Below are 21897 nucleotides of genomic sequence, written 5' to 3'. Positions count from 1 at the left end.
GCTCGACAGCTCCCACACTGGATTTACATCGTCCATGGCTTGACCTACTGCCCCCTCGCCACAAGCAGCTCAACAAACGCTTTCGCCATCGGCGTCTGCTGGCCCTTGCGCTGCACCAGCCACACCGCCGTCACCGCTTCCTGGTCCAGCAAGGTGCGGTAAACCACGCCATCAATGCGGATCCGCTGATACGACGCCGGCAGCACCGAGACCCCCAACCCCGCCGCCACCAGACCAATGATCGTCATCGCCTCCCCGGCCTCCTGGGCGAAGTGCGGGCTGAACCCTGCATCACGCGCCAGGTTCAGCAACTGGGCATACAAGCCGCTGCCGTAAGTCCGCGGGAAAAATACAAACGGCTCTTCGGCCAATTGCGCCAGGTGCAAACCGCGCTCGCTGCCTTCCACCAACGGATGCCCGGCGTTCAGCACGGCCACCAAGGGTTCGCGCATCAGTTCCACGACGCTCAGGGAATCAGGCAACGGCAACGGCCGCATCAACCCCACCTGTATCGACTCATCCACCAGCGACTCGGCCACTTCCGTACTGCTCATCTCCTGCAGATTCAAATGCACCGCCGGGAACGCCTGGCGAAACGCGAAGATCGCCTGCGGGATGCTGGAGTTGAACGGCGCAGAAGACGTGAAGCCAATCTTCAGCTCACCCAGTTCCCCCAACTGCGCCCGACGCGCCACGTCAGCGGCTTTATCCACCTGCGCCAGCACCAGACGCGCCTCTTGCAGGAACAACCGGCCCGCCTCGCTTAGCTCGACCCGACGATTGGTACGCTCAAACAACCGCGCACCAATTTCCTGCTCCAGCGCCTGGATCTGCTGGCTCAGGGGCGGTTGGGAGATCCCCAGCACCTGCGCGGCGCGGCCAAAATGCAGCTCTTCAGCCACGGCAATGAAGTAACGCAGGTGGCGCAATTCCATGAAAACCTCATTAGGTCGTAAAAGCTCTTAAACAGGTCGAACAATATATTGGAAAGAATCATTAGGGAGCTATATTCTTTTTTGCATTGCCAGCCCTGGCAGTCTTTCCTCCCCGAGGTCCCGCGTGAAATCTGCTGTCGCTCCGCTCGCTCAAGAAGTACCGCCCACCGCCCTCGATGACGTGGTGGCACAGCTCAACGAGCAGTTCATCGAAAAAGGCACCCCGATGTTCATGCGCACGGTGCTGGCGCTGTTTTCCGGCGGTTTCGCCACCTTCGCCCTGCTCTACTGCGTACAGCCGATGATGCCGGCGCTGTCCCACGAATTTTCCATCAATGCCGCGCAAAGCAGCCTGATTCTCTCGGTGGCCACCGGCATGCTCGCCATTGGCCTGCTGATCACCGGGCCGATTTCCGACACCCTGGGACGAAAGCCGGTGATGGTTGCCGCGCTGTTCTGCGCCGCGCTGTGCACCATCGCCAGCGGCCTGATGCCGAGCTGGGAAGGCATCCTGCTGATGCGCGCACTGGTGGGCCTGTCTCTCAGCGGCCTGGCAGCGGTGGCCATGACCTACCTGAGCGAAGAAATTCACCCGCAACACATCGGCCTGGCCATGGGCCTGTACATCGGCGGTAACGCCATTGGCGGGATGAGCGGGCGCTTGATCATCGGGGTCTTGATCGACTTCGTCAGCTGGCACACCGCGATGCTGATCATCGGCGCCCTGGCGCTGATCGCGGCCACGGTGTTCTGGAAAATCCTCCCCGAATCGCGCAACTTCCGCGCCAGCACCCTGCACCCGCGCAGCCTGATCGACGGCTTCACCCTGCACTTCAAGGATGCCGGCCTGCCTTGGCTGTTCCTCGAAGCCTTCGTGTTGATGGGCGCCTTTGTGACGATGTTCAACTACATCGGCTACCGCTTGCTGGCTGCCCCGTACGATTTGAGCCAGGCGGTGGTAGGCCTGCTGTCGCTGGTGTACCTCTCGGGCATCTACAGCTCGGCGAAAATCGGCTCCCTGGCCGACCGCCTCGGCCGCCGTCGTGTGCTGTGGGGGACGATCGTGCTGATGCTCGGCGGCATCGCCCTGACCCTGTTCACCCCGCTGTGGCTGGTGGTTCCGGGCATGCTGATCTTCACCTTCGGCTTCTTTGGCGCCCACTCGGTGGCCAGCAGCTGGATCGGCCGCCGCGCCTTGAAGGCCAAGGGCCAGGCGTCGTCGTTGTACCTGTTCAGTTATTATGTCGGGTCGAGCATTGCGGGCACGGCGGGCGGTTTCTTCTGGCATTACGCCGGCTGGAACGGGATAGGCGGGTTTATCGTCGCGCTGTTGATCGTCGCGCTGCTGGTGGCGTTGAAGCTGGCGAAGTTGCCGCCGTTGCAGGAAGCCAAGGCTTAACCACCGCTCACAAAAAAGCCCGGCATCTGCCGGGCTTTTTCATTGCCGCATTATCACTCGTGATACTGCGCCGACAATTCATGCACCGCCCGCAGGAAAGCGCCGGCGTGCTCCGGATCAACTTCCGGGGTGATGCCGTGGCCAAGGTTGAACACGTGGCCACTGCCTTTGCCGTAGCTGGCGAGGATACGCCCGACTTCAGCGCGGATGGCTTCCGGCTTGGCGTACAGCACGGTCGGGTCCATGTTGCCTTGCAGCGCCACTTTGTTGCCTACACGGCGACGGGCTTCGCCGAGGTCGCAGGTCCAGTCCAGGCCCAGCGCGTCGGCGCCGGCGTCGGCGATGCTTTCCAGCCACAGGCCACCGCCCTTGGTGAACATGATGACCGGCACTTTGCGGCCTTCGTGCTCACGGATCAGGCCGCTGACGATTTTGCGCATGTAGGCCAGGGAGAACTCCTGGTACGCCGCCGCCGACAGGTTGCCGCCCCAGGTGTCGAAGATCTGCACCGCCTGGGCACCGGCCATGATCTGGCCGTTGAGGTAGGAAGTGACCGACTGCGCCAGCTTGTCCAGCAGCAGGTGCATGGCTTGCGGGTTGTCGTAGAGCATGGCCTTGGTCTTGCGGAAGTCTTTCGACGAGCCGCCTTCGACCATGTAGGTGGCCAGGGTCCACGGGCTGCCGGAGAAGCCGATCAGCGGCACGCGGCCGTTCAGCTCGCGGCGGATGGTGCTGACGGCGTCCATCACGTAGCCCAGGTCCTTGTGCGGATCAGGGATCGGCAGGGCTTCGATGTCGGCCAGGGTGCTGACGACTTTCTTGAAACGCGGGCCTTCGCCGGTTTCGAAGTACAGGCCTTGGCCCATGGCGTCGGGGATGGTCAGGATATCGGAGAAGAGGATGGCCGCATCCAGCTGTGGATAGCGGTCCAGCGGTTGCATCGTGACTTCGCAGGCGAACTCCGGGTTCATGCACAGGCTCATGAAGTCGCCAGCGTGGGCGCGACTGGCGCGGTATTCCGGCAGGTAGCGACCGGCCTGGCGCATCATCCACACAGGGGTGACGTCCACGGGTTGCTTGAGCAGGGCACGAAGGAAACGGTCGTTCTTGAGGGCAGTCATGTCGGCATCCGCAAAAAAAGTGCGGGCATTTTCTCAGAGCGCGACGCAAAAGGCACGGAGTGAGCCGTGCCTTTTGTCTATCGGGTCAATTTGTCGCAATGACTGGTATCACAAACCCCAATGTGGAATGGGGTTCGTGTGGGAGCTGGCTTGCCTGCGATGGCGGTGGTGAATTCAACATCGCTATCGCAGGCAAGCCAGCTCCCACATTTTGATCCCATTTCAACTCGAGATCGGGATCAGACCTGCAGGTAATCCAGGATCCCTTCAGCGGCATTGCGCCCTTCGAAGATCGCGGTTACCACCAGGTCAGAACCGCGAACCATGTCGCCACCGGCGAAGATTTTCGGGTTGCTGGTCTGGTGTTTGTACTGGCCTTGTTCCGGGGCGACGACGCGGCCCTGGCTGTCGGTCTGGATCTCGAACTGCTCGAACCACGGCGCCGGGCTTGGGCGGAAACCGAAGGCGATGACCACGGCGTCAGCCGGGATGATCTCTTCGGAACCCGGGATCGGCTCAGGGCTGCGACGGCCACGGGCGTCCGGTTCGCCGAGACGGGTCTCGACCACTTTCACGCCTTCGACACGGTCCTCGCCGACAATGGCGATCGGCTGGCGGTTGTAGAGGAATTTCACGCCTTCTTCCTTGGCGTTCTTCACCTCTTTGCGCGAGCCCGGCATGTTGGCTTCGTCACGACGGTACGCACAGGTCACCGACTTGGCGCCCTGGCGAATCGACGTACGGTTGCAGTCCATCGCGGTGTCACCACCGCCCAGTACCACGACCTTCTTGCCTTTCATGTCGACGAAATCTTCCGGCGACTTTTCAAAGCCCAGGTTGCGGTTGACGTTGGCGATCAGGAAATCCAGGGCGTCGTACACGCCCGGCAGGTCCTCACCGGCAAAGCCGCCCTTCATGTAGGTGTAGGTGCCCATGCCCATGAACACGGCATCGTATTCTTCGAGCAGTTGCTCCATGGTCACGTCTTTGCCGATTTCGGTATTGAGGCGGAACTCGATACCCATGCCGGTGAAGACTTCGCGACGATGGCTCAGTACGGTTTTTTCCAGCTTGAACTCGGGGATGCCGAAGGTCAGCAGGCCACCGATTTCCGGGTTCTTGTCGAACACCACCGGGGTCACGCCGCCACGCACCAGCACGTCGGCACAGCCCAGGCCCGCCGGGCCCGCGCCGATGATCGCGACGCGCTTGCCGGTCGGCTTGACCTTGGACATGTCCGGACGCCAGCCCATGGCGAACGCGGTGTCGGTGATGTACTTCTCCACCGAACCGATGGTCACCGCGCCGAAGCCGTCGTTGAGGGTGCACGCACCCTCGCACAGACGATCCTGCGGGCACACCCGACCGCAGACTTCCGGCAGGGTGTTGGTCTGGTGCGACAGCTCGGCGGCGGCGAGGATGTTGCCCTCGGCCACCAACTTCAGCCAGTTGGGAATGAAGTTGTGCACCGGGCACTTCCATTCGCAATACGGGTTACCGCACCCCAGGCAGCGGTGGGCCTGGTCGGCCGAGTGCTGGGGTTTGAAGGGCTCGTAGATTTCCACGAACTCTTTCTTGCGTTGACGCAACAGTTTCTTCTTCGGATCTTTGCGCCCGACATCGATGAACTGGAAGTCGTTATTCAGACGTTCAGCCATGTTAAAACCTCATCAAACTCTTCAGGCGCATATCACTGCGGGTTGGCACGGATGCTGGAAAGCAACGATTTCAGGTTGGCAGCCTTGGGCTTGACCAGCCAGAAACGGCGCAGGTAGTCATCGAGGTTTTCAGCGAGGTTACGACCCCATTCGCTGTTGGTTTCCTCGACATATTCGTCCAGCACATGCTGCAAGTGGTTGCGATAGGATTCCATCGCTTCGCCGCTGATCCGCTGGATCTCCACCAACTCGTGGTTCACCTTGTCGACGAAGGTGTTGTCCTGGTCGAGCACGTAGGCGAAACCGCCGGTCATGCCCGAACCGAAGTTGTAGCCGGTCTTGCCCAGCACCGCGACAAAGCCACCGGTCATGTACTCGCAGCAGTGATCGCCGGTGCCTTCCACCACGGTGTGGGCACCGGAGTTACGCACCGCGAAACGCTCACCCGCCGTACCGGCTGCAAACAGCTTGCCGCCGGTTGCGCCGTACAGGCAGGTGTTGCCGATGATCGCACTGTCTTGAGTCTTGTAGACGCTGCCCGCAGGCGGAACGATCACCAGCTTGCCGCCGGTCATGCCCTTGCCCACGTAGTCGTTGGCGTCGCCTTCGAGGTACATGTTCAGGCCACCGGCGTTCCAGACGCCGAAGCTCTGGCCAGCGGTGCCCTTGAAGCGGAAGGTGATCGGCGCCTTGGCCATGCCCTGGTTACCGTGCTTGCGTGCGATTTCGCCGGAGATGCGTGCGCCGATGGAACGGTCGCAGTTGCAGATATCCAGGGCGAATTCGCCGCCGCTCGCGTCGTTGATCGAGGAGCTGGCCATGTCGACCATCTTCTCGGCCAGCAGGCCCTTGTCGAACGGCGGGTTGCGGTCAACCTGGCAGAACTGTGGCTTGTCGGCCGGGATGTGATCGCTGCCCAACAGCGGCGTCAGGTCCAGGTGCTGCTGCTTGGCGGTCTGGCCTTCGAGGATGTCCAGCAGATCGGTACGGCCGATCAGCTCTTCCAGGGAGCGCACACCCAGCTTGGCCAGCCACTCACGGGTTTCTTCGGCGACGTAGGTGAAGAAATTCACCACCATGTCGACGGTGCCGATGTAGTGGTCCTTGCGCAGCTTCTCGTTCTGAGTGGCCACGCCGGTGGCGCAGTTGTTCAGGTGGCAGATGCGCAGGTATTTGCAGCCCAGGGCGATCATTGGCGCGGTGCCGAAGCCGAAGCTTTCGGCGCCGAGGATCGCGGCCTTGATCACGTCGAGGCCGGTTTTCAGGCCACCGTCGGTTTGCACCCGGACCTTGCCGCGCAGGTCGTTGCCGCGCAGGGTCTGGTGAGTTTCCGCCAGGCCCAGTTCCCAAGGCGCGCCAGCGTACTTGATGGAGGTCAGCGGCGAAGCGCCGGTGCCGCCGTCGTAGCCGGAGATGGTGATCAGGTCGGCATAGGCCTTGGCCACACCGGCGGCGATGGTGCCCACGCCGGCTTCTGCTACCAGTTTCACCGAGACCAGCGCCTGCGGGTTGACTTGTTTCAGGTCGAAAATCAGCTGCGACAAATCCTCGATGGAGTAGATGTCGTGGTGCGGCGGCGGCGAAATCAGGGTCACGCCCGGCACTGCGTAACGCAGTTTGGCGATCAGACCGTTGACCTTGCCGCCAGGCAGTTGCCCGCCTTCACCCGGCTTGGCGCCCTGGGCCACCTTGATCTGCAGCACTTCGGCGTTGACCAGGTATTCCGGGGTCACGCCGAAACGGCCCGTGGCGACCTGTTTGATTTTCGAGCTCTTGATGGTGCCGTAACGCGCCGGGTCTTCACCGCCTTCGCCGGAGTTAGAACGCGCACCCAGGCGGTTCATGGCTTCGGCCAGGGCTTCGTGAGCCTCAGGCGACAAGGCGCCCAGGGAAATACCGGCGGAGTCGAAACGCTTGAGGATCGACTCCAGTGGTTCGATCTCGCTGATGGCCAACGGCGTGTCCAGGGTTTTCACCTTGAACAGGTCGCGGATCATCGACACCGGGCGGTTATCCACCAGCGCGGTGTATTCCTTGAACTTGGCGTAGTCGCCCTGCTGTACGGCAGCTTGCAGGGTGTTGACCACGTCCGGGTTGTAGGCGTGGTATTCGCCACCGTGCACGAACTTCAGCAGGCCGCCTTGCTGGATCGGCTTGCGCGCGCTCCAGGCTTCGGCTGCCAGGGCTTTCTGCTCGGCTTCGATGTCGACGAAACGTGCGCCCTTGATACGGCTCGGCACACCACGGAAGCTCATCTCGCAGACTTCTTCCGACAGGCCGATGGCTTCGAACAATTGAGCGCCGCGGTAGGACGTGACGGTAGAGATGCCCATCTTCGACAGGATCTTCAGCAGGCCCTTGGTGATGCCTTTACGGTAGTTCTTGAACACCTCGTAGAGGTCGCCCAGGACTTCACCGGTGCGGATCAGGTCGCCGAGTACCTCGTACGCCAGGAACGGGTACACCGCGGAGGCGCCGAAGCCGATCAACACCGCAAAGTGATGCGGGTCGCGGGCGGTGGCGGTTTCAACCAGGATGTTGGAGTCGCAACGCAGGCCTTTTTCGGTCAGGCGGTGGTGCACCGCACCGGTAGCCAGGGATGCGTGGATCGGCAGCTTGCCCGGGGCAATGTGGCGGTCGGTCAGCACGATCTGGGTACGACCGGCGCGCACGGCTTCTTCAGCCTGATCGGCAACGTTGCGCACAGCGGCTTCCAGGCCGAGGCTCTCGTCGTAGTTCAGGTCGATGATCTGCCGGTCGAAGCCCGGGCGGTCCAGGGTCATCAACGAACGCCACTTGGCCGGGGAAATGACCGGCGAGCTGAGGATCACGCGGGAAGCGTGCTCAGGCGATTCCTGGAAGATGTTGCGCTCGGCACCGAGGCACACTTCCAGCGACATCACGATGGCTTCACGCAGCGGGTCGATCGGCGGGTTAGTCACCTGGGCGAACTGCTGGCGGAAGTAGTCGTACGGCGTACGCACGCGCTGGGACAGCACGGCCATTGGCGTGTCATCGCCCATGGAGCCGACGGCCTCGTAGCCCTGCTCGCCCAATGGACGCAGCACCTGGTCACGTTCTTCGAAAGTGACCTGGTACATCTTCATGTACTGCTTGAGCTGGTCGACGTCGTAGAAAGCCGAACCGTGGTCGTTGTCTTCCATGGTCGCCTGGATGCGCAGGGCGTTCTTGCGCAGCCATTGCTTGTACGGGTGACGGGACTTCAGGCGGTTGTCGATCGCATCGGTGTCGAGGATCTGGCCGGTTTCGGTGTCCACGGCGAGGATCTGGCCCGGGCCGACGCGGCCCTTGGCGATCACGTCTTCCGGCTGGTAGTTCCACACGCCGATTTCCGACGCCAGGGTGATGAAGCCGTTGGTGGTGGTCACCCAACGCGCCGGGCGCAGGCCGTTACGGTCGAGCAGGCAGACGGCATAGCGACCGTCGGTCATTACCACGCCGGCCGGGCCGTCCCACGGTTCCATGTGCATCGAGTTGTACTCATAGAACGCCCGCAGGTCGGGGTCCATGGTCTCGACGTTCTGCCACGCAGGCGGAATGATCATGCGCACGCCACGGAACAGGTCGATGCCGCCGGTGACCATCAGTTCGAGCATGTTGTCCATGCTGGAGGAGTCGGAACCCACGCGGTTGACCAGCGGGCCGAGCTCTTCCAGGTCCATCAGGTCGTTGGCGAACTTGGTGCGACGGGCCACAGCCCAGTTGCGGTTGCCGGTGATGGTGTTGATCTCGCCGTTGTGGGCGAGGAAGCGGAATGGCTGGGCCAGCGGCCATTTCGGCAGGGTGTTGGTGGAGAAGCGCTGGTGGAACACGCAGATTGCGGTTTGCAGGCGCTCATCGCTCAGGTCTGGATAGAAGGCGGTCAAATCCGCCGGCATCATCAGGCCTTTATAAATGATGGTCTTGTGGGAAAAGCTGCAGATGTAGTGGTCGGTGTCAGCGGCGTTGGCCACGGACGAGCGACGACGCGAGGTGAACAGCTTGATCGCCATGTCCTGGTCGCTCAGGCCGTCGCCAGCGATGAACACTTGTTCGATCTGCGGCAGGCGCTCCAGGGCCAGGCGGCCGAGTACGCTGGTGTCGATTGGCACTTTGCGCCAGCCGACGAGCTGCAGGCCGGCGGCCAGGATCTCGCGGTTCATGTTCTCGCGAGCGGCTTCGGCTTTTACCGGGTCCTGGTTGAAGAACACCATGCCCACGGCGTATTGCTTGGGCAAATCGGTGCCGAAATGCTCCTTGGCGACAGCGCGCAGGAACTGGTCGGGCTTTTGAATCAGCAAGCCGCAACCGTCACCGGTCTTGCCGTCGGCGTTGATCCCACCGCGGTGGGTCATGCAGGTCAGGGCCTCGATGGCCGTTTGCAAAAGGGTATGACTGGGCTCGCCCTGCATATGGGCTATCAGGCCGAAACCGCAGTTATCCTTGAATTCATCGGGTTGGTACAGACCTGCTTTCATAGACACTTTCTCACCAGGCTGCCTCTTATTTCGAGGCAAATTTCTTTTCAATTCAACCGGTTACCTTCCACGCCGAACGTACGCCGGCTTAGCGGGGGCAAAAGGGAGGTCATTGTACACACCGACACAGACGCTCACAAATTTAGCGACGAAATGTCGCAAATCTATGTCGCATTTATGAAAGGTTTAAAGCGATATGCTGTGCTAGTCAAAACTTTTTTAATTCTGACCGCTACGACTCAAAAGCTACTGTGACGCAGACACCACAAAGCGCGCGGCCTTCAGGGCTGCACGCTGTGTTGTTTTTTTTGAGGTGCCGAGAGGGCGGCCTGGGTAAGGCCGCCGGATCTTCAGCGAGTTGTTGCCAGTTCTTGTTGAACGCTGGCGACAGTGCGAGGCCAAGGTTTACCAGCCTGAACCTTCGCTGGCAAGGCCTTGATAGCGGATTCCGCTGCGGTACGGCTGGAGAAGTTGCCGTACGTGATCACGTAGAGAGGCTTGCCGTTGAGTACTTTCTTGAAATAACGGTACTCGCCGCCCTGCTCTTTCACGAACGCCTGGGCGTTGGCTTCGGAGCTGGTGCCGAGGATCTGCACCACGAAGTTACCGGTAGGCTGGCTGCTGTACCAGCTGCTGCCGGTGGCGCCGGCCTTGGCCACGGTCACAGGTTTTTCAGCAGGCTTGGCGGCTGGAGCCGGTTTGGCCACCGGCGCCGGGGCTACAGGCTTGGCAACCGGCGCTGGCTTGGCGGTGGCAACCTGGGCCGGTGCAGGCGCAGGCTTGGCAGCCGGTTGACCCGCTGGCACGCCAGCCGGTGGTGCAGTGGTGGTGACGGTCGGTGGCGTGGCGCTGGAGCCTTCAACCGGCACGCCGTCATCCCCTTCGCTGATACCGCCCGCAGCCTCGGCCAGCGGGCCGCGCATCACAGGCTGGCCAACCATTGGCAGGTTGGTGGGTTGGCCGGAGTTGGCAAATTCAACGTTCGGTGTTGGCTTGCCCAGAGGCAACTGCGCCTGTTCGGTTGGCGCGCCAGCGGTGGTCGGGGCCTTGTTGCGACCTGGAATCAACCAGGCGGCGGCGACAGCGACCACGACAACGGCAGAAATTGCCAATACGTGCTTCTTCGGCATAGTAAACCCCATCTTTGGACGCTTAACCGCTGAGCGGCTGGCAATCATGGCTTCGATCATTGCATCCCGGGCAACCTGGTTGATGGTGCCAGGCCAGCCGTCGGAGCTTTCGTGAATATCAGAGATCTGCGAAGCAGAGAAAAGTTCGATGCCCTGCCCTGCGCCTTCCAGCCGCTGGGCCAGGTATTCGCGGGTTTCTTCCTCTTCGTATGGCTGCAGTTCGATGACGTGGAACAGCTCCTGCTCGCCGCTGATCTGCTCCAGCTCGGCAATCAGCGAAGACTCGCCAAACAGGAACACATGGGGGCGACCTTCAGGCGTACCGGCCGCCAGGGCCAGCAAGGCCTCCAGGGCGGATTCGTCGAGCTGCTCGGCGTCGTCCACCAGCAGGTAGACTTCCTGGCCCGTCAGGCCCAGTTGCACCACTTGCTTGAGGATTGCGTTCGGCTCGGCAGTGGACACGTCCAGGGCCTGGGCCACCTGACGCAACACACCTGCCGCATCACCGGCGCCACGGGCGGAAACCACCACGCTCTGCACCGATTGCTTGTTGGTGCTGGCAACCAGCGCCTGGCGCAGCAAGGTCTTGCCGCTGCCCAGCGGCCCGGTGACCACCAGCAACAGCTGGCTGTAGCGCGCCAGGTGGTGCAATTGCCCCAGCACCGGCTTGCGTTGCGCAGGGAAAAATTTGAAACCAGGCACCCGTGGAGCAAAAGGGTCGTGGCTTAGCTGGTAATGGCCGAGGAACGCCTCGTCGGCATGCAAACTAGTCATCGGGATCTTATTAACCTTTAAGCTGGGCCAGGGCGCGGTAATCCGCTCCCAGCGTGGCCTGTAAAATCTCTTTCGGATAATCGTCGGTCACTACCGCTTCGCCCATTCGGCGCAACAGCACCAGTCGCAGTCGACCGTCGATCACTTTCTTGTCTATTGCCATGTGTTCGAGAAAATCTGCCTCGGTCATCTCCTCGGGAGGAATGACCGGCAACCCGGCGCGCTGGAACAGGCGGATCCCGCGATCACGCTCCTGGGCACTGATCCAGCCCAGGCGCTGCGACATCTCAAGTGCCATTACCGTGCCAGCCGCTACGGCCTCTCCATGCAACCACACACCATAGCCCATGTGGGTCTCGATCGCATGGCCGAAGGTGTGGCCGAGGTTCAAGGTAGCGCGTACGCCAGACTCACGCTCGTCAGCATTCACCACCAGTGCCTTGGCGGCGCAGGAGCGGGAAATCGCTTCGGTCAGTGCCACCTGGTCCAGGGCGCGCAGGGCGTCGACATGCTCTTCAAGCCAGGTCAGGAACGGCTCGTCGCAGATCAGCCCGTACTTGATGACTTCCGCCAGGCCTGCGGACAACTCGCGAGGCGGCAGGGTATTGAGGGTCGCGGTGTCGATCAGCACCACATTGGGCTGATAGAACGCGCCGACCATGTTCTTGCCCAGCGGGTGGTTGATGCCGGTCTTGCCACCCACCGACGAATCGACCTGGGACAGCAGGGTGGTCGGCACCTGGATAAAATCCACGCCGCGCTGGTAGCAGGCGGCCGCAAAGCCAGCCATGTCGCCGATCACCCCACCGCCCAGCGCCACCACAGTGGTGCGCCGGTCATGACGGGCCGTCAACAGGCCATCGAAGATCAGTTGCAGGGTTTCCCAGGTCTTGAAGGACTCGCCGTCAGGCAACACCACCGAGATCACCGAGTACGCCGCCAGGCTGCGACTCAGACGCTCAAGATACAGCGGCGCGACCGTTTCGTTGGAGATGATCGCCACTTGTCGCCCGGCAATATGCGGTGCGAGCAACTCGGGCAGGTCCAACAAACCTTCGCCAATGTGGATCGGGTAGCTGCGCTCGCCAAGATCGACCTTAAGTGTCTGCATGTGTCCCCGCGTTGAAGATGAAAGCAGGCGTATTGCCCTACATTAACGTTGTCGGCAACGTCGGGATCTGACGCCGCCTGATGGCTCTACGCCACAACTCGGACGGTCATGACGCGCCGCCGAGAATAGCGCATTTCGGCTCTGGCTTTAACGGGGTGGCAACTGCGCCAGGCGCTCAAGAATGTCGAGAACGACCATTCGTGGCGGCCGCTCATCGGTTTCCACCACCAGATCGGCGATTTCCCGATAAAGCGGGTCGCGCAGCGTCAGCAGGTCCCGCAGGGTTTTCGCCGGGTCGGCGGTGCGCAACAACGGGCGATTGCGATCGCGAGCGGTGCGGCCCACCTGCTGCTCGACAGAGGCATGCAGGTAAACCACGCGACCGCCGGCGTGCAGCGCCCGGCGATTCTCATCGCGCATCACCGCGCCGCCGCCGGTGGCCAATACCACGCCATCGCAGCCGCACAGCTCGGCAATCATCGCCTGCTCGCGGTCGCGAAAGCCCAGTTCGCCTTCCTTATCGAAGATCCACGGGATATTGGCGCCCGTGCGCAATTCAATTTCCTTGTCGGAATCTTTGAATGGCAGGCGCAGCTCTTTGGCCAGCAAACGGCCGATGGTGCTTTTTCCAGCCCCCATCGGTCCAACAAGAATCAAATTTCGCACAGAATCAACGACTCACAGCAATCGCCTGGTTATTCATAATACGCGGAGTCAGGAATACCAGCAGCTCGGATTTTTTCTCCGAAACCACATCCCGCCGGAAAAGGCGGCCAAGATACGGCACATCGCCCAAAAATGGCACTTTATCTACCACTCTGCTTTGAGTATTGGAGAAAACCCCGCCAATCACGATGGTCTCCCCGTCCTTGACCAACACCTTGGCGTTGACCTCGTTTTTCTTGATCGGCGGCACGTCGTTGAGCTTGTTCAGGTAGTCGGGCTCATCCTTGGTGACCTTGACCTCCATGATCACCCAACCATCCGGGGTAATTTGCGGGGTCACCTCCAGCGACAGCGAGGCCTCCTTGAACGACACCGAGGTGGCCCCGGTAGAACTGGACTCCTGATAGGGAATCTCGGTGCCCTTGAGGATTCGCGCGGTTTCCTTGTCGGAGGTGACCACCTTGGGCTGCGAGACAATTTCCCCGTTGCCGGTTTTTTCCATGGCAGTCAGTTCCAGGTCCAGCAGCAGGTTGTCGGTGATGAAGGCGACACCCAGGCCGGCGCTACCATTGACCGTACCCAGATCGACAAACGGTGAGCTGGGCGGACTTTCGGGCGGCTCGGCCCCGTCAGCCAGCGGCGCCCTGATCCCGCCGGCGCCCCAGTTCCCCCGGTTGGCCTGCCCGCCCCAGCGCACGCCGAGACTTTTGTCGTAATCCACGTTGGCCTCGACAATCCGCGCCTCGATCATCACCTGCCGCACCGGTATATCCAGCTGCGCCACTATCCGGCGCAGCTCCTCCAGGCGCTCCTGGGTCTGGTAGGCGATGATGTTGTTGGTGCGGTCATCCACCGCCACCGAGCCCCGCTCATCGGTTTCACCTTCCAGGCCCACGGCCGACTGGAACAGCTTGGCCAGGTCCGCCGCCTTGGCGTAGTTGACCTGCAGCAACTCGCGGCGCAGCGGTGCCAGCTCAGTCATTTGCTTGCGCGCCTCCAGCACCAGCAACTCCCGAGCGGCCAACTCCTCGGCCGGCGCGACCAGCAGCACGTTGGCCGTCACACGCTTATCCAACCCCTTGGTTTGCAGCACCAGGTCCAGAGCCTGGTCCCACGGTACGTCTTTGAGCCGCAAGGTGATCGAACCCTGCACCTCATCGCTGGCCACCAGATTGAGGCCGGCAACATCGGCAATCTGCTGCAGCACCGCACGCAGTTCGATGTTCTGGAAATTGAGGGACAGCTTGTCGCCAGTAAATGCAACCCGTGCGGTGCTCAGGGGCACGTTGCCAGGTGGCGGCAGGTGAATCAGGTCGATTCGATTGGGCACAGCCAGGACCATCGGTGCCGTGAACGCTATCCATAGCGCCACACCGAAGGACGAAAAAGTCCTTTTCATTGTTTGTTTCCGTTATGAGTTTACGTTCAGGGCAAGGGTTTGCGAGCGTTCCAGCCAAGCGCCCTGGCCATCCGGGAAAAGCTCGGCCAGCTCGACATGGGAGTCATGAATCGCGGTGATGCGCCCGTGGTCCGGGCCCAGGTAATCGCCGATTGCCAGGCGATGGATAGACGCGGCTCCACGCAGCAGCGCGAAGGTTTGCGTCTCCAGGGACAAGGTGCCGACCATCTCGAACTGCTCCACGGCGAGGCTTTCGAGCACGCCTCGGGGCCGGGCGAGATCCGGGCCCGCTACCGGTCGCCCAACGGGCCGCACACGCTGGCGAGAGGGCGACTGGAAAGGATCACGCAAGGACGCAAAATCGTAGGCAATTGGCGGCGGCGGACCGGATTCGACCAAAGCCTGCGATGACTCGCGCAAGTCATCACCCGCCTGCTGGTTGTGGCGATAAGTCTTGGCCACCAGGCTGAGGTGCAACAACGAGGGATTTGCGTGGCTTAGCGCCAGGTCATGCACCGTAACAATCCGGTGCAAGCCGGCCACACCGTTGATGAACGCCGCCAGATCAGGAAAAGCCCCGGTGACGCCAATCTGCATGGGCAGCTCGATATAGAGGGGCCGAGGCTGCTCATCCAGAAGTTCGATGCCCTCCAGTACCAGGCCATTGGCGGCACCCAGGCGGCTGATATCTTCAAGCAGGCCGGGCACTTCGGTATCGGCTGGCAACTGCCGCAACAGGTTGGCGAAACGGCCTTGCATCGTTTCCAGTGCGCGGGCCTGAGATTCCAGACCCGCCGCCTGGCTGGTCTTCAGCGCTACCTGCTGTTCAAGCCCCCCTTCCTGCACCTCTAGCTGGTGCAATTGCTCCCGTGACCCGCTCAAGTAGAAGGTGCTGCCCGCTATCCACAGCAGGCAAACAACCGCGCCACCCAGCAACGCCTTGGCAGGCAGGGGCCAGTTGGCGGCGTTTCGGTAGAGCTGGGCAATTTCAAGTTCCGTCAGCCTTGGCAAGCCTGACGCCCCTCTCATTGGCGCACCTCATCCGAATGACCATGGCGCACCGTCAGTTGAAAGCCGTTGTCCTCGCCGCCCTGCGCGCCCCGAACCCGTTGAAGCCTTGGCGCCTGCAAGTCATCCGCGGCCTCAAGGCCACGCATCAACTGAGCAATGTCCTGGTTCGACTCGGCAGTGCCACTGATCGAAACAGCACCACCGTCCACGCTCACCTCTCGCAACTGCACGCCGTCCGGCACGGCACGGGCCAACTGGTCCAGCAACTGGGCACCCTTCGAACGGTCGTCCTGCAAACCCTGCACGACCTTCATCCGCTCCATCAACTGCTGGCGCTGTTCATGCAACTCGTCGATGGCCTTGATCCGGGAGTCGAGCCCGGTGACACCCTGGCTCAACTGGCTGTTGCGAGCCATTTGCCGGTCAATCGCGCGATCGATCACCTGGTCTGCCAGCCATACCGCAGCCAGGGCCACAGCCGCAGCCCCCAACAAGAACACCAGGAAGTATTTGCGCCGCCGCTCATTCCGTTCTGCGCGCCAAGGCAGCAGGTTGATTCGTGTCATCAGTCGAAACTCCTCAGGGCCAACCCACAGGCCACTCCCATTCCCTGGGCATCCACGGCCCATCGCGCGCCATCGACACGACGGCCCGGCGTGATGCTGTCCGAAGCCTGCCTGCCCGCGCGAGCCAATGCAAATGCTTCGACATCCACTATCCGCGTCGCCAGCCCGGCCAGGGCCAAAACCGCCTCACGGGCCTCCACCTGCTCCTTGAGGCAGGCAACCAGCAGCACCTCGATTCGCTGCGGGTCATGGGCCGACGGGCCTTGCACCTGAAAGTCGATGGCCACATCTTCCAACGGATAAGGAATGTACTGGTCCGCTTCCACGTGGATTCGACGTGTCATTTCAGCCTCCGTGAGTCCCGCCTCCATCTCGATCACCCGGGTAATCACAGACGCCCCGGCCACCGCCACGGCGGCCTGCCTGAGTGATGTATGGGCCTGTGCCAGCGCCCGGGAAAGGGCCTGCGCGACGGCATCAAAATCGACCACGCTGCTGTCGACCACCGCATGGGCCGGCAACTGCTGCATGGCATAGGTCCGGACGCTGTAGCCGCCGCCTGAAACCTCCAGCTCCACCAACCTGACACCGGCGTCGTTGATATCGACGCCGAGCACGGCATCGGCTTTTCGCCTGAAAAATCCCTTTCGCATAAAACTCCCCAAAACTTTCCCTGTCTTACGGACTGATTGTTGCCAGGCTTCATGCATTCGGTCGGCTTGTACGAGCGGCGCGAATGACGCCCGAAGCCGAAAAATGCTTTAATGCCCAGCGTTTTTTCCCGCGTTTATCTGCTGGCCGGGTCGATCCACCGCTTGCCGTGCATGCCCCGACGCCTAACCCATTCTTTTCCTTGGAAATCCAAAAGCCTTGATTCGTCTGCTGAAGTTTTTCGGGTACTCCATTGTCGCGATCGTCTGCGGGCTGATGCTCGTGCTCAGCGGGGCCTATCTCTACCTTAGTCCGGGTTTGCCCTCCGTAGAGGCCCTGAGAAGTATCCAGTTGCAGATTCCTTTGCGGGTCTACAGCAGCGATGAAAAACTGATCGCGGAGTTCGGCGAAATGCGCCGCACCCCGATCCGTTTCGCCGACATTCCACCCAATTTCATCAACGCCCTGCTGTCGGCTGAAGACGATAACTTCGCCAATCACTATGGCGTCGACCCAAGCAGCCTGGTGCGGGCCGCCACGCAGTTGGTAAAAAGCGGACACATTCAGTCCGGTGGCAGCACCATCACCATGCAGGTGGCGAAAAACTTCTTCCTGACCAGCGAACGCAGCTTTTCCCGCAAGGCCACGGAAATCCTCCTGGCGTTGCAGATCGAACGTCAGCTGACCAAGGACGAGATCCTTGAGCTGTACGTCAACAAGATCTACCTCGGCAACCGTGCCTACGGCATCGAGGCGGCTTCCCAGGTTTACTACGGCAAGTCGATTCGTGACGCCAGCCTGGCGCAGATGGCGATGATTGCCGGCCTGCCAAAGGCGCCTTCACGCTTCAACCCGCTGGCCAACCCGGCGCGCAGTAAAGAGCGTCGCGACTGGATCCTGGGCCGCATGTACAAACTGGGCAAGATCGACCAGGCCGCGTACGAAAGTGCCGTGGCCGAGCCGTTGAACGCCAGCTACCACGTACCAACGCCGGAAGTGAATGCCCCGTATATCGCCGAAATGGCCCGTGCCGAGATGGTCGGCCGTTACGGCAGCGAGGCGTACACCGAAGGTTTCCGCGTGACCACGACGATTCCGAGCAACCTGCAGGAAATCGCCAACAAGTCGGTGCACGATGGCCTGGTCGCCTACGATCAGCGCCACGGTTACCGCGGCCCTGAGTCGCGCCTGCCGGGCAAGACCCTGAGCGCCTGGACCGTCGAGCTGGGCAAACAGCGCCCGATCAGCGGCCTTGAGCCCGCCATCGTCACCCAGGTGAAGAAAGATGGCGTGCAGGTACTGACCCGCACCGGCGAAGAGCATGTGTCGTGGGACAGCATGAAATGGGCTCGCCCGTTCCTGAACACCAACAGCATGGGCGCGATGCCCAAGCAGCCGTCGGACGTGGCGCAGGTCGGTGACCTGATCCGCGTGCAGCGCCAGAAAGACGACAGCCTCAAATTCAGCCAGGTGCCGGTGGCGCAGGGCGCCCTGGTATCGCTTGACCCGCAGAACGGTGCAATCCGCGCCCTGGTCGGTGGTTTTGCCTTCGAGCAGAGCAACTACAACCGCGCCACCCAAGCCAAGCGCCAGCCGGGTTCGAGCTTCAAGCCGTTCATCTACAGCGCTGCACTGGATAACGGCTACACCGCCGCCAGCCTGGTCAACGATGCACCGATCGTGTTTGTCGACGAGTACCTGGACAAGGTCTGGCGCCCGAAGAACGACACCAACACCTTCCTTGGCCCGATCCGCATCCGCGAGGCGCTGTACAAGTCGCGTAACCTGGTGTCGATCCGCCTGCTGCAAGCGATGGGTGTAGGCAAGACCATCGACTACATCACCCGCTTCGGCTTCAACAAGTCGGACCTGCCGCCCAACCTGTCCCTGGCACTGGGTACGGCCACGCTGACGCCGATGGAAATCGCCACCGGCTGGAGCACCTTTGCCAACGGCGGCTACAAGATCACACCGTACCTGATCGACAAGATCGAAAGCCGTAGCGGCGAAACCCTGTTCACCGCCAACCCGCCGCGGGTTCCGGGCGACGTGGTCAATGGCGTCGCAGCCACTGACGGCCAGGCAGCACCGACCAACGGCGGTATCACCATCGAACCGACGCCAGGCGAAGCCCCGGCCGCCGGTGCACCCGCCGCGCCACAAGCGCCGGCCGTGGCTGAGCGTGTGGTGGATGGCCGTACCACCTACATCCTCAACAGCATCCTGGAAGACGTGATCAAGAAGGGTACTGGCCGTCGCGCACTGGCCCTGGGCCGCGCTGACATCGCCGGTAAAACCGGTACCACCAACGACTCCAAAGATGCATGGTTCTCGGGCTACAACGCCGATTACGTGACCACCGTATGGACCGGTTACGACCAGCCGGAAAGCCTCGGGCGCCGCGAGTTCGGCGGTACCGTCGCACTGCCGATCTGGATGAGCTACATGGGCGCCGCGCTCAAGGATATGCCGCTGCATACCCAGCCAGAGCCGGAAGGCATTCTCAGCCTGCGGATCGACCCGGTCAGTGGTCGTGCGGCAGCACCGAGCACGCCAAATGCGTACTTCGAGCTGTTCAAGAGCGAAGACACGCCACCGTCGGTCAACGAACTGGGCAACGGTGTTGCACCGGGCAGCCCGCTGCCGGCGGATGAGGCGGCGCCGATCGACTTGTTCTGACGTAATCGCCACCCACAAAAAAGCCCCGACTCGCTAGAGCCGGGGCTTTTTTGTGGGTGCGTTACAACAGCTTAGCCGTTGAACACATCATCCACGCTTTGCAGCGGGTAGTGCTTCGGATACGGCAGGGTGGCCACACCGGTCTCGATCGCGGCTTTGGCCACGGCATCGGAGATCAGGGTGATCAGGCGCTTATCCATTGGTTTCGGGATGATGTACTCACGACCGAATTCCAGCTTGATGCCGCCGTAGGCGTCGCACACTTCCTGAGGCACCGGCAGCTTGGCCAGTTCACGCAGGGCATTGGCGGCAGCCACTTTCATTTCTTCGTTGATGCGCTTGGCGCGAACGTCCAGGGCACCACGGAAGATGAACGGGAAGCCCAGTACGTTGTTGACCTGGTTCGGGTAGTCCGAACGGCCGGTGGCCATGATCACGTCGCTACGGGTAGCGTGGGCCAGTTCCGGGGAGATCTCCGGGTCCGGGTTGGAGCACGCGAACACGATCGGATTGGCCGCCATGGACTTGAGGCCTTCGGCGCTCAGCAGGTTCGGGCCGGACAAGCCAACGAACACGTCTGCACCGTCGAGGGCGTCAGCCAAGGTACGCTTGGACGACGGATGCGCGAACATCGCCTTGTACTGGTTCAGGTCGGTACGCTCGGACTGCACGACGCCCTTGCTGTCGACCATGTAGATGTTTTCCAGCTTGGCGCCCATGCTCACCAGCAACTTCATGCAGGAGATGGCTGCAGCGCCGGCGCCCAGGCAAACGATCTTGGCTTCGCCGAGGGTTTTGCCAGCGATTTCCAGGGCGTTGATCATGCCGGCCGCCGTAACGATTGCGGTGCCGTGCTGGTCATCGTGGAAAACCGGGATGTCGCACTGTTCGATCAGGGCCTTTTCGATCTCGAAGCACTCAGGTGCCTTGATGTCTTCCAGGTTGATGCCACCGAACGTAATGGAGATACGTTTTACGGTGTCGATGAAAGCCTGTGGGCTCTCGGAATCGACTTCGATGTCGAATACGTCAATGCCGGCGAAGCGCTTGAACAGCACGCCTTTACCTTCCATGACTGGCTTGGAAGCCAATGGGCCGAGGTTACCCAGGCCCAGGATCGCGGTGCCATCAGAGATCACTGCAACCAGGTTGCCTTTGCCGGTGTACTTGTAGGCCAGTTCAGGATCGCGGGCGATTTCACGTACGGGCTCGGCAACGCCAGGGCTGTAGGCCAGCGACAGGTCGCGGGCGGTGGCAGTGGCTTTGGTGAGCTCTACACTCAGCTTTCCTGGACGAGGATGGGCATGATATTCGAGAGCGGCAGTTTTCAAATCAGACATATCGGCATTCCGCTTTTACTGTTGGTCGACGGACCGCCGAGGATACGCGTGTCGCAAAGTCCCCACAAGACTGGGCAGTCACAGGTGTCAAGGGCCCTGCCCTACGACTTTTGGCCAAGAGCCACGGGATACAAGGGCTCAACTGTTCACAATCATAAGAAAAAATGTCTACAATTTTTTCTTACGGCATCCGCTGAAGCATGCCGGGATCGGTCAGTGGCAACAGCCAGCGCGCCTGGCCATTTTTCAGGCCGCCGCGTCGGGAACGGTCCAGCACCCAGCCTCGGGCCTCGATGGACTGGCCCTGCAAACCGTTTAACAACGCGCTGTCGAACAGGTCCGCAAGATTGGGTGCAATGCGTAATACCAGTGAGTCCTGCAACTCAATCCAGATTCCGCCGCGATTGCGCTCGATGCTGCTCACCTGGCCACTGACCACGGCAAAGCCCGAGCGCTGGATCTTCGCCGCATCGACCACGGGTGACTGGCGCCACACCCCCAAACGGGCCTGCCGGGCGCTGCGTTCGGCGGCCTGCTGGCAAGTAACCAGCTCCACATTCGGCGCGACCGCCACCAGGAAACCGAGGCCTTCGGCGAGCAACTGCGCCTCCAGATTCGCCCCGTTGGCGCCGTAGAGATGGGCCAGCGTGCGCCCGTACCGGTCCTTGCTCTCCCGGCCGGGCACCACGCCCACTCGCCCGTTGCTCGCATCCACCAGGCTTTGCAGCCGCTCGCGAGCAGCCACGGCAAAAGGCTCGTCAGTGCGGCCCTTCTTGCCGGTTTCCGGGGCATTGACGCCGATCATGCGCACGCTGCGGCCGTCCTTGAGGCGCACGGTGTCGCCATCCACCACCCGTTGCACCTCGAACGTGGCCAAGGTCGAGGGCGCCGGGCAGAACACCTCGGCCTGGGCGGGCGCGAGCCAAATCGCAGACACAAAAAAGGCGCCCACAAGGGACGCCTTTTTCATCAGCGAGGA

General features: G+C 61.7%; 15 protein-coding genes. 2 read left to right on the top strand and 13 right to left on the bottom strand.

Features of this window, described 5'->3' with window-relative positions; genetic code table 11:
- Window positions 1-44: 44 nt before the first annotated feature.
- Window positions 45-935, bottom strand: coding sequence for a LysR family transcriptional regulator (locus MUM_RS0109160; protein WP_010169215.1), 891 nt, complete (start codon window positions 933-935; stop codon window positions 45-47).
- A gap of 181 nt (window positions 936-1116) precedes the next feature.
- Here MUM_RS0109160 and MUM_RS0109155 point away from each other — a divergent pair, with 181 nt between their 5' ends.
- The gene (locus tag MUM_RS0109155; protein WP_443216226.1) at window positions 1117-2334 is read left to right on the top strand and encodes an MFS transporter; all 1218 of its coding nucleotides are present in this window, start codon (window positions 1117-1119) and stop codon (window positions 2332-2334) included.
- A 53-nt stretch (window positions 2335-2387) separates the two neighbouring features.
- Here MUM_RS0109155 and hemE read toward each other — a convergent pair whose 3' ends face one another.
- The 10 genes from hemE to pilM form a co-directional block, all read right to left on the bottom strand.
- Window positions 2388-3455: a uroporphyrinogen decarboxylase gene (gene hemE / locus MUM_RS0109150; protein ID WP_003209355.1), complete on the bottom strand. Its 1068-nt coding sequence runs from the start codon at window positions 3453-3455 to the stop codon at window positions 2388-2390.
- A gap of 239 nt (window positions 3456-3694) precedes the next feature.
- A complete protein-coding gene (locus MUM_RS0109145; RefSeq protein ID WP_003209353.1) occupies window positions 3695-5113 on the bottom strand; it encodes an FAD-dependent oxidoreductase in 1419 nt (472 codons plus the stop codon).
- A 32-nt stretch (window positions 5114-5145) separates the two neighbouring features.
- Entirely contained in the window at window positions 5146-9591 is a 4446-nt protein-coding gene (gene gltB / locus MUM_RS0109140) for a glutamate synthase large subunit (protein ID WP_010169211.1), read from the bottom strand.
- Window positions 9592-9941: 350 nt separating this feature from the next.
- A complete protein-coding gene (locus MUM_RS0109135; protein WP_010169209.1) occupies window positions 9942-11495 on the bottom strand; it encodes an SPOR domain-containing protein in 1554 nt (517 codons plus the stop codon).
- Between the two features lie 10 nt (window positions 11496-11505).
- A complete protein-coding gene (gene aroB, locus MUM_RS0109130; RefSeq protein ID WP_010169208.1) occupies window positions 11506-12606 on the bottom strand; it encodes a 3-dehydroquinate synthase in 1101 nt (366 codons plus the stop codon).
- A 147-nt stretch (window positions 12607-12753) separates the two neighbouring features.
- Window positions 12754-13272 (bottom strand): shikimate kinase AroK, encoded by a 519-nt coding sequence (gene aroK / locus MUM_RS0109125; RefSeq protein ID WP_003209345.1) that lies wholly within the window; start codon window positions 13270-13272, stop codon window positions 12754-12756.
- A gap of 4 nt (window positions 13273-13276) precedes the next feature.
- Window positions 13277-14614, bottom strand: coding sequence for a type IV pilus secretin PilQ (locus MUM_RS0109120; protein ID WP_010169207.1), 1338 nt, complete (start codon window positions 14612-14614; stop codon window positions 13277-13279).
- 69 nt (window positions 14615-14683) lie between these two features.
- The gene (locus MUM_RS0109115) at window positions 14684-15700 is read right to left on the bottom strand and encodes a pilus assembly protein PilP (protein ID WP_029615818.1); all 1017 of its coding nucleotides are present in this window, start codon (window positions 15698-15700) and stop codon (window positions 14684-14686) included.
- Window positions 15697-16248 (bottom strand): PilN domain-containing protein, encoded by a 552-nt coding sequence (locus MUM_RS0109110; RefSeq protein WP_010169205.1) that lies wholly within the window; start codon window positions 16246-16248, stop codon window positions 15697-15699. The genes MUM_RS0109115 and MUM_RS0109110 overlap by 4 nt, the downstream gene beginning before the upstream one ends.
- Window positions 16248-16901: a type IV pilus biogenesis protein PilM gene (pilM, locus tag MUM_RS0109105; RefSeq protein ID WP_010169204.1), complete on the bottom strand. Its 654-nt coding sequence runs from the start codon at window positions 16899-16901 to the stop codon at window positions 16248-16250. The genes MUM_RS0109110 and pilM overlap by 1 nt, the downstream gene beginning before the upstream one ends.
- Window positions 16902-17121: 220 nt before the next feature.
- On the opposite strand from pilM, the gene MUM_RS0109100 reads away from it, so the two are divergent.
- Window positions 17122-19578, top strand: a complete 2457-nt coding sequence (locus tag MUM_RS0109100) for a penicillin-binding protein 1A (RefSeq protein ID WP_442962334.1) — start codon at window positions 17122-17124, stop codon at window positions 19576-19578.
- 71 nt (window positions 19579-19649) lie between these two features.
- Here the strand turns inward: MUM_RS0109100 and MUM_RS0109095 are convergent, their stop codons facing one another.
- Together MUM_RS0109095 and MUM_RS0109090 are read right to left on the bottom strand one after the other, a co-directional pair.
- Window positions 19650-20918 (bottom strand): malic enzyme-like NAD(P)-binding protein, encoded by a 1269-nt coding sequence (locus tag MUM_RS0109095; RefSeq protein ID WP_010169201.1) that lies wholly within the window; start codon window positions 20916-20918, stop codon window positions 19650-19652.
- A 181-nt stretch (window positions 20919-21099) separates the two neighbouring features.
- The gene (locus MUM_RS0109090; protein ID WP_032881857.1) at window positions 21100-21888 is read right to left on the bottom strand and encodes a thermonuclease family protein; all 789 of its coding nucleotides are present in this window, start codon (window positions 21886-21888) and stop codon (window positions 21100-21102) included.
- Between the last annotated feature and the right edge of the window lie 9 nt (window positions 21889-21897).

Origin of the sequence: Pseudomonas sp. PAMC 25886, assembly GCF_000242655.1 — a bacterium.
GTDB lineage: Bacteria > Pseudomonadota > Gammaproteobacteria > Pseudomonadales > Pseudomonadaceae > Aquipseudomonas.
The sequence above is the reverse complement of the archived record's forward strand: the minus strand, read 5'-3'. Positions and strand labels throughout refer to the sequence as shown.